The sequence below is a fragment of the Ruegeria arenilitoris genome (assembly GCF_013032855.1).
GTDB lineage: Bacteria > Pseudomonadota > Alphaproteobacteria > Rhodobacterales > Rhodobacteraceae > Ruegeria > Ruegeria arenilitoris.
The window spans coordinates 729,978-743,349 of sequence record NZ_WQDA01000001.1 but is presented as its reverse complement, the minus strand read 5'-3'; the positions used below and the strand labels follow the sequence as shown (position 1 = coordinate 743,349).

The following is a 13,372-nucleotide window of genomic DNA, read 5'->3' as shown; positions in this document are numbered from 1 at the left end:
TACCAGCAAGGCGTACGGGTCGACCAAAACCCGGACCCCACCAGAAACCACACCCACCCATGTCGGCACAAGTAGTCGTTGTGGAAAACGCTTAACCCATTGAAAAATCTCGATATATTGTGGCCGGTGGTTCCCCGTGGTATTTATATTCAGTAAATTGAATATGATTCGCGCAAAGGACCACGACCATGAAAACCCGCAACTTCAAAGAACACTCGACCTGCCGCAAGGACGGTCTCGTCTATGACGTCACCCTGATTGACGGCCTCTGGTTTGCCAGCGTCCGCACCGACTTCGGAGGCAAGCTGCTGACCGGCGAGGGCTTCGCGACCCGTGAAGCAGGCATCCAGTTCGTCGCGGAGTACAAATGATGACCGAACGAGTTTGCATCAAGTGTGGGGCGTCGTTGCCTAGCACCGAGTTCTACAGTTCCAACAGCGCCACGGACGGCTTGCGGGGAGCCTGCAAGGAATGCGTCCGCTCGGAGAACAGAGCAAACGCCAAGGCCAAACCGGAAGAACGCAACGCCCGGGTGAAGGCATGGCGCAAGGCCAATCCTGACGCTTGGCGGGAAATCCAACGCAAGGCCCGAGCGAAGCGCAAAGCCAAGAAATTGGCAGAAAATCACAAGCAGTGCTGTGACCCAATTGTTAAGTCCGGAGTAGGAGAACCACCATGAGCAAGACAATTAGACGTACGCCCAAAGAGTTCCTCCGGCTAGCAAGAAGGGAACACGGCGATCGTTACGAGTATCCAGAGCCTTATGTTCGTGCGGCCCAGAAAATCCGCATCTCATGCACCGAGCACGGCGACTTCGAAATGTGGCCCCAAAGCCACCTGCTGGGTTCGGGTTGCCCGGACTGCAAGACAGGTAAAAAGCCGAACGGTTATTGGACCAAGGAACGGTGCCAAGAAAAGGCGCAACTGTGTCAAACCCGAATGGAGTTTCAAAGCCGGTTCGCTGGTGCCTATGACAAATCATATTCCTTGGGCTGGTTGGACGAAATTGGTGCCCATTGGAACACCTTCAGTGTGCCAAACGGCCACTGGACCGAAGATGTGTTGAGGGTCGAATTGCTAAAATATGGAAGCCGAGAGGAGCTTCGACTTGCGAATTCCTCGGCGTATAGTGCGGTCCATAACCATCAATTGCAGCGCCTGTTTGACGAGGTTTACGGACCCCAAAAATCACACGAAATCAAGTGGACGTTCGACAAAGCCCGGGCAGAATTCTTGAAACACAAAACTCGTCAGGAGTGTCATCAACACGCCAACGGCGCATATCAGGCAGCGTTCCGTCAGGGCTTCTTGTTTAGGGCCCTTAAGGGTATCCCGAACGCAAAAGGAGGTTTCGACCACGAGAAACCTGCTATCGTTTACTATTTGCGCTTGCACACCGGCCAGTTCAAGATTGGGATAACGAACCGGACCGTGAAAAAGCGTTACGTGGGTGAAACTCACCTGTTTGACGTGATCTGCGTCAAGCGCTTCGATGTAGGGATGGATGCTCAGATAGTTGAGGACCACATCCTAAGCCACTTTAAGCATTTGCGCTACGAGGGCCCACCCCTGTTGTCCAGTGGTAACACAGAAATCTTTGTAACCGACATCCTGTCGCTTGATGCGGAGGCGGCGTGATGTCTGTCCCAACTCTGTATCACGAGGCCTTTACCTACACAGCGCCGGTAGATGGGCAGTATCCGCGACCTTGGATGACCGACCTGACGGACCTAACCCAAGCAGACTGTTTCATCGTGGGGCGCAACCAGCGCAACGGCTACGATGTGGATTTGGTTGGCGACCAGACGCGCCACGTGGATGCCCTGTTTAACCGCAACGGCCAGACGTGCCGTGGCCTCTACGAACAACTGTGCGAGACCTCTCCGACGCGACAGAACATCGACCGGTTATCGGAACGCCTCAAACGCATTGGCGCAAAGGTTCTGGAAACCAACGTGTTCTGCTTTTCCACACCCATGAGCGCCGACTTGACGAACAGCCAACGAAGGGTCGGCACGGAGATTTTCGAGTGGGTCTATAACCGGGTCGCGCCCAAGGTCATCGTTGTGCACGGCGCGGGTGCGGCTAAGGACTTGGCCCGAATAGACACCTCAGGCTGTCGAGTTATCGAAATGCCGTCGCTTGCGCCACCAGCTTACAACAAATGGCACGACCGCTCCGAAGCGGAGTTGGATAGGGTTGCCGCAGAGGTTCGCAACACTCTCGGGCATGAGGTCGCGTGATGTCCGACAACGTGATTCAGTTCCCGTGCAAGGACGCACACCCGAGTTCGCCTGAGTTCGAGGACTGTGCAGACGTGCGAAGCGAGGCCGAGGCCGAGGCTCCGGAACCCAACACGACCGTCAATATCTATGTGACGCGCAAACCGGCGTTTCCATGGTTTCCTGTGGCCTGCTTCGTGTTCGCAGTGACCTATGTGACCCTCAGTTGGGCGCTCGGATAGCCCAAGAGAGCCAAGGGAAGGGGGTTTCCGTGGGTCTGGGGCGAGTCCTGGGCATATCTATACCGACAAACCCTCGAAATTACCTTCCGTAGCCTCGTAACGACTTCAAAACTTCACTGGCAATTGCGAGGTGTTTTGCTCCGTTTTGGCGAATTACCGAAAGAAAATGGCAGTAGATATCAAGCTCGTGCTCCTGCCGCAGTGTACGTGCAGTGGCAACCATGAGGATTCCAAGAATGCACAGAATTAAACTAATATGCTTACCCATGCTTCTACTAAGCGCCTGCGTCAGTTCCGGTTATGAAGGGCAGGTAGGTACCGTAATTTCGAATGACCAGATTCTCGCTCAGCGTGAAGCGAACAGAAGCATTGCCGTTTTTGCCAGTGCGCCCTCTGGGTACCAAAACATGGGGGAAATTTCAGTTCGGCGTTGCCACAGAAGCGCAACAGAAGCCCCCCCAAACATGGCTGTCCTGACAGATGATTTGCAAATTGCAGCCTATGGTCAAGGCGCTGACGCAATAAGCAACATCAGTACCGAAAGACTTAACGGATTAGCTGCAAACTGTTGGTATGTTATTGAGGCCACGGCTCAAATGCTAAGGCGGTAACTTTGCCTTGGGCCTTCTGGGGTAAGGCAATGGAATCCTAGATCGGGATTTCCAAGCTACGGAACGTGATCGGGTCATTCCGGCACAAACCCCGAACCTCGGGCCCGTCCTCTTTCAAAGCGATGCGGTGCCGCTTGCCCGTCCGGGGGTCGGTCACGATCAGGGATGGGTAGTCTCGTCCTCGAACCTGTTCCACCCCAACGTGGATGGTCGGTCCGGGGTTTTCGCTGGTGTCTCGTCTGCGTCTAATGGCCATTTGGTCTAGTCTCCTCGTTGGTGTTGTTGGCCCTATTTTGTTGGGCCGGTGGTCTCGAGGTTGCTGGCCTCGATTTCCCGGAGGACGAAAAGCACGGCCTCCGAAACTCGTTGTTGGATTGCCTCGTTGTCGATGGCGGTTCCGTCCCTCTGGTGGATAACACCCTGCAATATGCCCTCGGATGCCACCCCAGAAATTAGTTTGACTGTCGTGTCCAAGTCGAAGTCGGCAAGGTTCGTAGTGTAGGTCAGGCTTTTGTGCGGAGATGGCTCGAACATCACGCCCCACCCCAAGTAACGGCGGTCAGGTACGAAACCGCGTTGGGCATCGTGGCCCAAGTCACCGGATGGACCATCCGCATGGCGACCGAATTAGTTTGGAAGGTGCTCACCACCTTGGTCGGCGGGCCAGTTCCGGCGGCGTCCGACACATGAATGCTGTTCGGCTCGTCGACGGCGTCGGCATCCCCGCCAGCGGTCGTCATCTGCGGGGCGGGTGGTTGGGCCGACGCCAGAGCAACCGTTGCAGCGCTGCTTGTGTCCAACTCGGGCAGGTCGCTGGCATGGTAATAGGCGGCAGCATCCACCCCAATCACATTGCCCTTGGTCACGAACGGACTGTGTATCAGGCTCAGGCCCCAAAGGTTGCCCCGCTCGACCATCGCGGCCAGTGGGAACCGACCGTCCACCTGCAACATCTCCAAGGCTCGTGCGTGGTCGCTGTGCATGATGATAGCAGGGTGACGGGCGTTGCTCAGGTTGCCCCGAAGCCAACGAATGTCCGTCAGGATGTTGTCGAGCGTGTCGCCTGCGGATGCTTGGTTCGGCGCAGTAACGGTGATGGCACCCGGACGTACAGCCGGAATGGCCGTGCTTGTTGGGTCCAGAACGTGGAAGTCCAAGCCCTCCGCGACGTCGTCCTGAATCATCTGCTCCATCACGTCCAAGATGTTGGACACCCGAATGAGTTCATCTGTTGCGACAGTGATGATGCCCAGCTTGAACTTGTCCATCGTGGTCGATCCGAGCGTTGCCGAACTGACCGGAATGGTTGCGCGTTCTTGCACGAACGCCGGTTTCAGGCTTCCCTCGTCGTTTGCGCCCCGGTGCGGGAACGTGATGCTTGAGTTGCCACCGAAATCGACACTGGTGCCCAACTGGGCCAGCTGTGCGACCGCCGAACGCTCTTTGAGCGAACGATAAAACGCCCCGACATCAGACTGGACGAGTTCGGCACCCCACCCGGCATCCGTTGTCGAACCCGGGACGGTGGCCGACTTTGCCAGCCGACGAGCGATGCGGTGTTCTTCCCCGGGCAACAGCTTGGTCAGGTTTGATTCCGGCTTATTACCACCCAAACGATGCATCATGTGCGCGGCCACGTTTGCGGCCAGCAGTCGCGAGGCCGGAAGCACCTTTTGGGGTTTCTTGGCGGTCGCTGGTTTGGGTTGGGTTAGCGTGGCATTTATCGGCCTTTCGACGGCCCGGCGCAAAGCGGCCATTTCGGCTTTGACGGTCGGCAGGACGATACGCGCCTCGTTGGCCTCGGCGTATTCCTCGGCGATGGCGTCCCAAAGGATGGCGGCTTGCGCTTCCTCGGCCTTTTTGACGAACTTGGTCCGTACTGCTTCCGGCAGTGCTTGGACGCGAGGGTCGTTTTGGATGTCCTTCATCTATCAGTCCTCCTGCAAGAACGCCTTGGACGACGCCTCGATGTGGTTTGCGGTTTGGTCCCCGATAAACGCGACTTTCTCCTCGAGCACGTCCAGTCGGCGGTTGATTTCCCGGGTGTGCTTAACGATGAGTTGCCCCATCACCTCGGCGACCTGTTTGGTGGATGGACCCTTGGCGGTGGCCCGGGGTGCCGGGGCGGTGTCTCGAAATGGATTTTGCATCTATCGAAAGTCCCTTTTCGCTTGCTTGGCCCAACCGATGTAGGTCTGGCGCAGTTGCTTGGCCCCACCCGAATGCGGGTCGAAACCGTGGTCTGGCAGGGCATCGACCAAGTCGACCAACGCCATGCTGCACTGGATGGAAGAATTGATTTCACCCGACAGCCGGTCGAACCGGACGCATGCATCGTTGCAACCTCGAGCAACGGCATCCATCCGGGCGGCTAACATGTCCAAACGGTCCGGGTCGTCGACGAACCGAACACACAACAGCGCAAAAGCGGCCAGACTGTCGGGCTCCACACCCAAGACTGAACCCGTTGTCTTGGTGCGCAGACGCAGAACACTCGCGGCCTGTCGGGCATCAGCGCCCCGGCGCTCCATCGCCGAACGCGCGATGGCGGCGAGTGCATGTGTTTGCTTGATTTGGGACGAGATGCGTTGCCGTTCTTCCCGGGCACCAGGGGTGCCGTTTTCCTCGGCTCGGCTGGTCTTGGAAAGCCGATGACGCAGGCTCCCCCCGTCCTTGTGCAGGGACAGCAGGTGCTTTTCGGCGGTGGTTGCAGTCAGCAACATCTGGGACCTCGTCGGGTATCTACAAACCCAACAAAACACGGCTGATATATCTTTGAGAATATTGACAAAATCCGAGCGTTACTCGGTATATGGTCGCCATAAGACCGGAAGTGTTTGGATGTCGGCATGTATATGGACGCTGCCCTACAAGTCCCCAGCAATACATATGACTGCGAACAAGCCAAACGATGCGCGGATCTCCGGTGCGCGGCCATTGCTCGACAAATACAAATCGCGGCCCAACGCAACCAAAATTTACACGAACTCGGATTCACAAGGACGTTTCGAAGCAGACAGGCAAGATATCCCCGATTGGGTCAGCGAAGAAAGCGAACTGGAACGTCTGCGTTGGGAAAACGAGCGGCTGAAACGGCATACGAGCAGCGCATCGCCGGAACCGCCCTAGGCGGCGTCCCTCATCTAAACCAAGGCCGACGGGAGAAGGGTTTTCAGTGATAACCTTCAATTCTCAAACTACTCGAGGGTCAACCTTTGGTTTGACAACACAGTTTGCGGGCGGCTTTCCAAATAATTGAGTCTTTAAGGCAACATTCAAGAAATCATATTTAACAAATCAATAGTGACTTTGCAGATTTACTTGGTGCCTTCGGTTCAAACGACTAGGCTAAAAGAAAAAAAGTAAGATGTAAGGAGCAGTGAAAATGAAGAAGTTTCTTAAAACAATCGCCGCGTTGGCAATAGTTAGCCCTACGGCTTCGTTGGCGCAGGAATTGTACGACTGGACAGGTTGGTCGGGAGGCTTGGCTATATCAAGCGTCTCAGGCGATGGTGAGCAGCTGCCGCTTGCTGCAGCAATCGGCGGTATTCCCGATCAAGAGCCAAGTGGCTGGGCATTGGGCGGCCAGATCGCTTACGACAATCAATTTGCAAACAACATGGTCCTAGGCGTTACGATGGACTTAAACTTCGGCGATATAGATGACAGCGTCGCCGATGGTAACTTTCTTAAACAGACCAGCGAGATTAAGAGTTTTGGCGGTGTAAAAGTCAGACTTGGATACGCAGCGGACAGATGGATGCCGTATGCGACAATTGGTTTGGGTTTTGCAAATGTTGGCTACGGTCAGTCATGCCCCGGAGGGGCCATGTTTGGAACGTGTGCTACTTCAGGCAAGTACGACGCATCTGGAGACAGTCTGCGAAGTGGTATCACCGCAGGTCTGGGCGTTCGGTACGCAGCAACTGACAAATGGATTGTCGGTCTGGATTACTCATACACTGATTTGGGTGGCGATACATATTCGTTCCAAGTTCCTGGGAACAGGCTGCCGTCCACTCGGTATTTTGACACGACCTACAGTGTTTGGAAGTTGACAGCCGATTACAGGTTTTAATCGAAACTTCTATTTGTGAAGTTCAGTATGCTATGAGCCGTTAGTCGTTTCCCTCGATGGCAACTGTTCGCAAAAAGGCCTTGCTGCATCGCAAGGCCTTTTTCTTTGACACAATGATCGGTGAGCCGTCGAAGGACTAGGCCAGAAGCGGCGAATTGTCAGTCTTTTGACCCAACTTCCGGGCGGCAGATTCACCTTGGGCCTTGTTGTCGTCTGCGACCTTGTTGTTGCCCGGACGGGCCACGATGCCCAATTGCTTTTGTTGCGCGACAATCAAACTGGACAGGTTGATGTGCAGCGACAACCACGGCGAACGAACCGTTGCGCCTTTCTCGTTTTGGACAATAAACCCATCGGCCTCAGCCATGCGATAACAGAACTCGTGGTGGGCAATTGTTCGGGCAAGAATGGCCGCGAGACGGATGTCAACGCTATCACCCCAACGCGCCCGGGGCCGACCGGCCAAAATCGACTGGAACAGAGCCTCGGCTTGTTGCGGGTTCTCGGTCCAAGGCTCGACCTCGTCCGGCCACGAAATCGGTTCGTCTCCAAGAGCGCTCCACAGGCTCTCGACGGTGCTTGGTGTACGCGTATTGGCCATCAAATGGGCTCCTCATGTCGTAGTTCAAATTGAAAGAACGGGGCGGGCGTGGCGTGGGCATATCATTGCGAATCTTTGAACCTCCCCCCCTTACAGGCACCAACCGCCCCCCTTTTTCCCAAGAAAAACCAACGGCCTATATCGTGTCTATCCATCACGTTGCAGCACCGTTGTCGGGGCGTTGTGCACCCGGGCGTGGACGGCAGGCACCCGGCGGTCCTTTCCTGGAACCCAAACCCACCAACAGACCACCTCACCCACCCGGGGCGAAAAACAGGACAGGGGGACACCCATGGCATGGTGGGCCCGGCGCGACGGAAACCGGGCGAAAACCTGCCCCTTGGCCTTCTCCTGCCGGGCTTCTGCCGGGTTTGCCGTATTCGATTCCAAAAATACGGCAGCTTCGGAACACGAACGGAGTTTATTCTCGCCGGGCTTGCCATATTTGCCGTATTTTGTCGGGGTTACGCGCGTGAAGAGAGAAAGGCCCCCTGCCCGGTTTTTTCGTTTTTTGGGGGAAAGTGTGCTTCCAGAACCCGGCAAGCCCGGCAAGCCCGGCGAAAGCACGGACGGAGTTTGCTCCGAGCCTGCCGTATTTTTCTCGAAAACCCGGCAGAAGGCCCCTCGAATCCGGCAGAAACCCGGCACGGGAACCTCAGAACCCGGGTTTTCCGGCGTCCGGGTCGAACTCCCACGTTGCGTCGGGGTCTTCTGGTTCGTCTGGGACCTTGTGAAACTCGGCAAACCTTCTCTGCGCTTCTGACAAGTCGTGCCAAACAACTCGTCGCGGTCGTCCGTGTTCTTTGTTGTAAACGGCCCCGATTTCCATGAGACGGTTCCAGAACGAGTTGGTCCGGGTGTACTTGGTGCTTTTGTCCCGGGTTTGGCTTTGCCAGTTTTTGTACGCCTCGAAAACCTCCACCTTGTCGAACGAGACGGTGCCGTTTTTGTCTGTCTGGGGTATCACGGGCCCGGTTTCCGGGTGCCCGACTTCCCCGAGGATGTGCCGGGCTTGCATGCATCGGAACCACCACAGGTCGACGCCTTGGAGCGCCCCATAGATGGCATCGGCCATCAACTGGGTCTTGGGAACGTCGAACCTGTTGAATCCGGACACGTCCAAGTCCTCCAAGCAAGCCCGAACGATGCCGTAACCATCCTCCTTCGTCATCCAGTGGTGCAAGTCGCCAAAGAACTTGCGGTTTTGTTCCCAACGGGTTCCGGCGTGGAGGACGGCATAGCGCCGTTCCCCGGGTTCCAAGATCAGCGAGTCGGTGTGGTTGGACGTTGAATAGAACGCCATATGGTTATGGTGCCAAACCGCAGGTTCGTTCTTGATTTCCGTGCGGAACGTCTGTCCGGTGATGAGGCTTTTGAACTTGTTTGCTTCGTCCCGGGTGACTTTCATCTCGTCGATGTGGACGAAAAGCGTTTGTGGAAACAGGTCCGGGAACTTGCCAGCTGCCTGCCCCGAACTCGTCATTTCTTGGCTGTGGTAGCTGCCGAAGATAGCCCGGATAGTGTCGCCGAAGAACGACTTGCCGGTGCCCCCGGGGCCGATAACGTGGACCAAGATGTCCGGGCGCAAGCCGGGGTTTTGTATCTTGGTTGCAGTCCATTTGAGCAGGTAGTCGCCCTGTTCCTTGCCAAACACCCCATAGACGAAGTCCAGAAACGGTTTCGCTTCCCCCTCGACCCGGTCCACCGCAAACCCGTTCCATAAGTTGACGTGCCAGTCATTTCCGACCCTCACGAAAGGCTTGTCGGAGGTCGTGACGATGGTTGACCGAGGCACAATCAACTTTGCGTCGGGCGTATCCATCACGTAGTCGTAGTAAGGCACATCCCGCACCGTCCAGTGAGACGTCAGACGTTTTGCTTGGTTGAAGCCCAACAACGAAACCCTGCCGTCCGGGAAAACCATCCCGAACGCGTCGCCCCGGGCCTCGCTGCCATAATAGAACGGGATAATCCCGTCCGGCTTGGACAAGGGCAACGGTTCGTCGCTTTCCAGAACCTCGGCCAAGTCGAATGGGGCCTCCTGACCCCGGGCCCACGTCAAACCGGCTTTTCGCAGGCGCTTGATTTCGGTTTTCAGGGCCTCTTTTGTGATGCCGGGGTGGTGTTTTTGTATTTCCTTGAACACAAGGTCGGTCTTGATGGGGTCGTCCTCGATGACGAGTTCTCGCAGTTGCTCCCGGATGTCCTGAGGGACCGAGCCCAAGTTCACTACGTTGTCTTCCTCGGTCTTGTCGCTCATTTCGTGTCCCCCTTGAGGGCACGACGCATCAACTCGCTCTGTTCGGCCCTTTCTTTTTCGAGTTGCTTTGCGGCTTCGTGGACCATGCCCCGGCGCTGCTTTTTCGCCCATTCGCGACGGCCTTCATGTTCCCGCATGATTTCGACCCCCAGTTCGCCTGCATTGGCCCGTCTGAGGTCCCGGATTGCCCGGGCAAAGTTGCCCCCGTAGCGGTAATGGACCAGCAGGTCGAACGCATCGCCGGTGCACCGGATGGGTTCGCCATCGTATCCCCCAGCCATCCTGATTTGCATTGAGTTGTTCGTTTCCTTGCCCAAGCCAGAGTTGGCATCGGTGACGGAGTGAGACACCCAACGCAGCGGGTTGTGCGGGTGGATAACGGTCCCACCCATCTTGCTTGTTTGCATGGGAGAACGCCAACGCTTCGCGCCGGTCTGGACGTACCCGAACTTTGGGAACTCGTCTCGCAGCGGGTGCTCGTTGTTATAGTCCTGCAGCAGGCGCAACGTGGCCTTGTCGAGACTGGGTTCGTCGTCAAACACAACCCGGGCAAGCGCCTCGTCCTCGTCCTTCATTTGCTTGGCACGGGCCATCAGCGGGTGCCCAAACAGAACCAACCCTGGACCATACTCGACGTGATACCGGTAGTAGCCACCGGGCAGCAGCGTCGGGGCAAAATAGACCCGGGCCACGTCCACTGATTCCGGGGCCACGACGACGCCATTCTCGGCCATCTGTTCGACCATGGCACCGCAAACCTGACTGTAGAGTTCCGGCTCCAATGGCGCGGCCAACGGAAACACCACCCGCCACCGTTTGACTTCCTCGGTGGAACTGGGCGTCGAGTAGATGAGAAACGAACAGCCGGGGGCGGTGTCCCGGGCAGCATCCAACAGGTCGGCCAGAACATAGTCGGGCTTGTCGATGTCGCCAATCAGGGCCCAGTAGGTTCCCTTCGCCAGCTGCGCCACGGCGGTTCGCGCCCCGACACCTGAATACGACGATGGCATGAACCAAGACGCCGCCATCTTTGCGCGACGGGTGGCCGGGCTTTCCACCATCTCGGCCAACTGGTGATAGGTGATTTCGTGGGTTATCTGGGCATGTGGGCCGTCTATCCAGCGACCGGCACACAGTTTGATGTCGGGCAGAAAATGGCTGGTCATTCGGCCACCTCCGTTTCAACGCACACAAAACAGTCAGTCCGGAGTTCAGTTATTTCCAAGTTCGTTCCCCTTTTGTCCAACCGGACAACGAGGAAATTGACGCGATATATTCTGCCATGTTCCATTGATCTCGGTTAGATGGTGCGCCGCTAGTCACGGCGTGTTTGATTGGGGCCTCGGGTTAACTCCCCCGGGGCCCCAGTTTTTAATCAGCAGCAGCCGGTTTTTCGATCAGCGACGGCGTGTCCTCGCCCTGCTCCGTTTCCTCCGCAAACAGCGCTTCGACATCTTTCACATCGTAGTAATATTGCTGCGTGTTGACGCCCTTGGGCGACTTGGAATAACGCCTCAGCAGGCCCCTTTTGGCCCAACTGTTTACAGTGCCGGGTTCAACTCCGGTCATGGTTGCGACTTGTGCCGTGGTCAAACGGCGGTCCTCAGGTGGTAAATTGAGCATGGTTGTGCTCTCCCGATTAGATGGTGGGTCGCCTTTCCCCGCGACCGTTGGGGGTTCTCACTCGGCGGCGTATGCCGGGGTTTCGAGGACTTTTTGGACATCCTCTTTGACGATTCGAATCTGCAGTGTCCCGATTCGCGTGGAACGGATGCGCCCTACTTGGCAAAGTCGCCGGACTGTCTGCGGTGTAACCCCGAGAATCTCGGCCCCCTCGCGTACTGTTATCCATGTTTTGTCGGTCATTTTTTGCACTCCTCATGAACGATTCCACCCATTTAAGCAGACTGGAAGCTGTCAAGCGGAGCCTTGACAAACAGTGGCGATATGCGACATGAAGTCGCACTATTCATGTCAACCGAGGGGTTGACAAGGATGTTTTGGCCTATGTTTCCGTGACCTTTTTTGACGAAAAATGGAGCGAAAACCTTGGCCAGCATTAGCAAATATCGAGACAGCAATGGCACCAAATGGCGGGTCTACAGCGAACACACAGACAAGCGGACGGGCGAACGAAAGCGCCGGTCAAAGACCTTCCGGGTGTTCAAAGATGCAGTCGCCTATCGAACCGAGGTCGAGCAGCAACAGGTGCAGGGCGTCAACCCGACCCGGACCGCCGTTGCCGCCTATCTGGATGCTTGGGCCGCGAACAAACTTGCGATGGGCGAGGTGCGCCAGAACACGATGGATGGATACCGGGGCAAACTGGAATCGGCCAAGATGGCACTGGGGCACATCGCCTTGGTCGACCTGACTGCGTCGGATGTCGATGCTTGGATGCGCGAGATGCTTTCGGGGCAAAACACGCTGTCCCAAAAACCCCTGTCGCCATCTTCGGTCAAACAGGCCCGGGCCATTCTGTCAGGGGCGCTCGAGGATGCCGTTCGCAAACGCATCCTGCCCTATAACGTGGTTCGCTCGGCCTCTGTGCCCAAGGTCCACAAAAGGCGCAAACCGGCGTGGACCAGTGCCCACGTCCAAGCGTTCTTGGCCGAACTCGACAAGACGCCCTATGGCAACTTCTATCGTTTCATCGGGCTCACAGGTTGTCGGCGCTCGGAGGCCGGGGGCCTGTTGACCTCGAACGTATCCTTCGAGACCCGGCAGGTTTTCATCGAAACAACGCTGATGCGGGTTCTGGGCCAAGGCCAGTCCAAGTGGGTGTTGTCCGAGCCCAAGTCCGAAACCAGCCGCCGGACCCTGCCGATGTCCTCCCCGGTGGAGATGGTGCTGCGCGACCAGATGCGCCGGAACGCGGAAGCCCGGTTGAAGGTCGGCAGTGCTTGGGTGGACACGGGCGGGGTGTTCGTGGAACCCACGGGCGAGTTCATGAACCTCGACACGCTGTCGTCCAAGGCCCGGAACATCCGTCTGGAACTGGGGTTGCCTGCAGCATCGAGCATCCATGGTCTGAGGCACCATTTTGCCCGGGCACTCAACGCGTCGGGGTCGGTGGACCCGCAAACGCTGCGAACGTTGATGGGTCATGCGATGTTCTCCCAGACCCTGGACTATATCGCCCCATCAGACGACCTCGAACGCGATGCAATGGATGTTTTCGGTTCGTTGCTGGACAACCGAGACGTGGGATGAGCGTGGGACGAAATGCTGTTGCATCCGTTGCGTCGGCATATCTCGGGCATGTCGCGAATGTTGCGAGAGCAAACGTCCGTTGGGTTTCGGGGGGTTTCGGGGCATTGCGCCCGTTGTGGTCGTAGCAGCCCAAGCGCCATCATAA

At 56.8% G+C, this 13,372-nt stretch carries 17 protein-coding genes; 8 read left to right on the top strand and 9 right to left on the bottom strand.

The genetic code is table 11. The features are described from left to right. Positions 1–188 precede the first annotated feature (188 nt). The 5 genes from GOW72_RS03555 to GOW72_RS03535 all read left to right on the top strand — a co-directional run bounded on the left by GOW72_RS03555 (position 189) and on the right by GOW72_RS03535 (position 2,464). Positions 189–371 (top strand): hypothetical protein, encoded by a 183-nt coding sequence (locus GOW72_RS03555; RefSeq protein WP_170365188.1) that lies wholly within the window; start codon positions 189–191, stop codon positions 369–371. After that, complete coding sequence (locus tag GOW72_RS03550; protein WP_170365186.1) at positions 371–679, top strand: hypothetical protein; 309 nt, start codon at positions 371–373, stop codon at positions 677–679. Before GOW72_RS03555 ends, GOW72_RS03550 begins: the two co-directional genes overlap by 1 nt. After that, on the top strand, positions 676–1,638 hold the full coding sequence (locus tag GOW72_RS03545; RefSeq protein ID WP_170365184.1) for a hypothetical protein: 963 nt from the start codon (positions 676–678) through the stop codon (positions 1,636–1,638). The genes GOW72_RS03550 and GOW72_RS03545 overlap by 4 nt, the downstream gene beginning before the upstream one ends. A 74-nt stretch (positions 1,639–1,712) precedes the next feature. Next, positions 1,713–2,243, top strand: coding sequence for a hypothetical protein (locus GOW72_RS03540; RefSeq protein WP_170365181.1), 531 nt, complete (start codon positions 1,713–1,715; stop codon positions 2,241–2,243). Beyond that, complete coding sequence (locus GOW72_RS03535) at positions 2,243–2,464, top strand: hypothetical protein (RefSeq protein ID WP_170365180.1); 222 nt, start codon at positions 2,243–2,245, stop codon at positions 2,462–2,464. Before GOW72_RS03540 ends, GOW72_RS03535 begins: the two co-directional genes overlap by 1 nt. 648 nt (positions 2,465–3,112) lie before the next feature. On the opposite strand, the gene GOW72_RS03530 is transcribed toward GOW72_RS03535, so the two are convergent. The 4 genes from GOW72_RS03530 to GOW72_RS03515 form a co-directional block, all read right to left on the bottom strand. Continuing rightward, on the bottom strand, positions 3,113–3,331 hold the full coding sequence (locus GOW72_RS03530; protein ID WP_170365178.1) for a hypothetical protein: 219 nt from the start codon (positions 3,329–3,331) through the stop codon (positions 3,113–3,115). A 277-nt stretch (positions 3,332–3,608) separates the two neighbouring features. Then, the gene (locus GOW72_RS03525) at positions 3,609–5,003 is read right to left on the bottom strand and encodes a phage major capsid protein (RefSeq protein WP_170365176.1); all 1,395 of its coding nucleotides are present in this window, start codon (positions 5,001–5,003) and stop codon (positions 3,609–3,611) included. A 3-nt stretch (positions 5,004–5,006) separates the two neighbouring features. Next, positions 5,007–5,225, bottom strand: a complete 219-nt coding sequence (locus tag GOW72_RS03520; protein ID WP_170365174.1) for a hypothetical protein — start codon at positions 5,223–5,225, stop codon at positions 5,007–5,009. Then, positions 5,226–5,798 carry a hypothetical protein gene (locus tag GOW72_RS03515; RefSeq protein WP_170365172.1) on the bottom strand — a complete coding sequence of 191 codons (573 nt, stop codon included), beginning with the start codon at positions 5,796–5,798 and terminating at the stop codon, positions 5,226–5,228. A gap of 166 nt (positions 5,799–5,964) precedes the next feature. Here GOW72_RS03515 and GOW72_RS03510 point away from each other — a divergent pair, with 166 nt between their 5' ends. Together GOW72_RS03510 and GOW72_RS03505 are read left to right on the top strand one after the other, a co-directional pair. Beyond that, positions 5,965–6,204 carry a hypothetical protein gene (locus GOW72_RS03510; protein WP_170365170.1) on the top strand — a complete coding sequence of 80 codons (240 nt, stop codon included), beginning with the start codon at positions 5,965–5,967 and terminating at the stop codon, positions 6,202–6,204. Positions 6,205–6,460: 256 nt separating this feature from the next. Then, the gene (locus GOW72_RS03505) at positions 6,461–7,153 is read left to right on the top strand and encodes an outer membrane protein (RefSeq protein WP_170365167.1); all 693 of its coding nucleotides are present in this window, start codon (positions 6,461–6,463) and stop codon (positions 7,151–7,153) included. A 136-nt stretch (positions 7,154–7,289) separates the two neighbouring features. Here the strand turns inward: GOW72_RS03505 and GOW72_RS03500 are convergent, their stop codons facing one another. The 5 genes from GOW72_RS03500 to GOW72_RS19115 all read right to left on the bottom strand — a co-directional run bounded on the left by GOW72_RS03500 (position 7,290) and on the right by GOW72_RS19115 (position 11,880). Then, positions 7,290–7,754 carry a hypothetical protein gene (locus tag GOW72_RS03500; RefSeq protein ID WP_170365165.1) on the bottom strand — a complete coding sequence of 155 codons (465 nt, stop codon included), beginning with the start codon at positions 7,752–7,754 and terminating at the stop codon, positions 7,290–7,292. A gap of 655 nt (positions 7,755–8,409) precedes the next feature. Beyond that, a complete protein-coding gene (locus GOW72_RS03495) occupies positions 8,410–10,125 on the bottom strand; it encodes a primase-helicase family protein (RefSeq protein WP_170365163.1) in 1,716 nt (571 codons plus the stop codon). Further along, positions 10,011–11,180 (bottom strand): hypothetical protein, encoded by a 1,170-nt coding sequence (locus GOW72_RS03490; RefSeq protein ID WP_170365160.1) that lies wholly within the window; start codon positions 11,178–11,180, stop codon positions 10,011–10,013. Before GOW72_RS03490 ends, GOW72_RS03495 begins: the two co-directional genes overlap by 115 nt. Positions 11,181–11,385: 205 nt before the next feature. Then, positions 11,386–11,637 carry a helix-turn-helix domain-containing protein gene (locus GOW72_RS03485; protein WP_170519476.1) on the bottom strand — a complete coding sequence of 84 codons (252 nt, stop codon included), beginning with the start codon at positions 11,635–11,637 and terminating at the stop codon, positions 11,386–11,388. Between the two features lie 57 nt (positions 11,638–11,694). Then, positions 11,695–11,880, bottom strand: coding sequence for a helix-turn-helix domain-containing protein (locus tag GOW72_RS19115; protein ID WP_170365156.1), 186 nt, complete (start codon positions 11,878–11,880; stop codon positions 11,695–11,697). A 294-nt stretch (positions 11,881–12,174) separates the two neighbouring features. On the opposite strand from GOW72_RS19115, the gene GOW72_RS03475 reads away from it, so the two are divergent. Next, positions 12,175–13,227 (top strand): tyrosine-type recombinase/integrase, encoded by a 1,053-nt coding sequence (locus GOW72_RS03475; RefSeq protein WP_170365154.1) that lies wholly within the window; start codon positions 12,175–12,177, stop codon positions 13,225–13,227. The last annotated feature ends 145 nt before the right edge of the window (positions 13,228–13,372 follow it).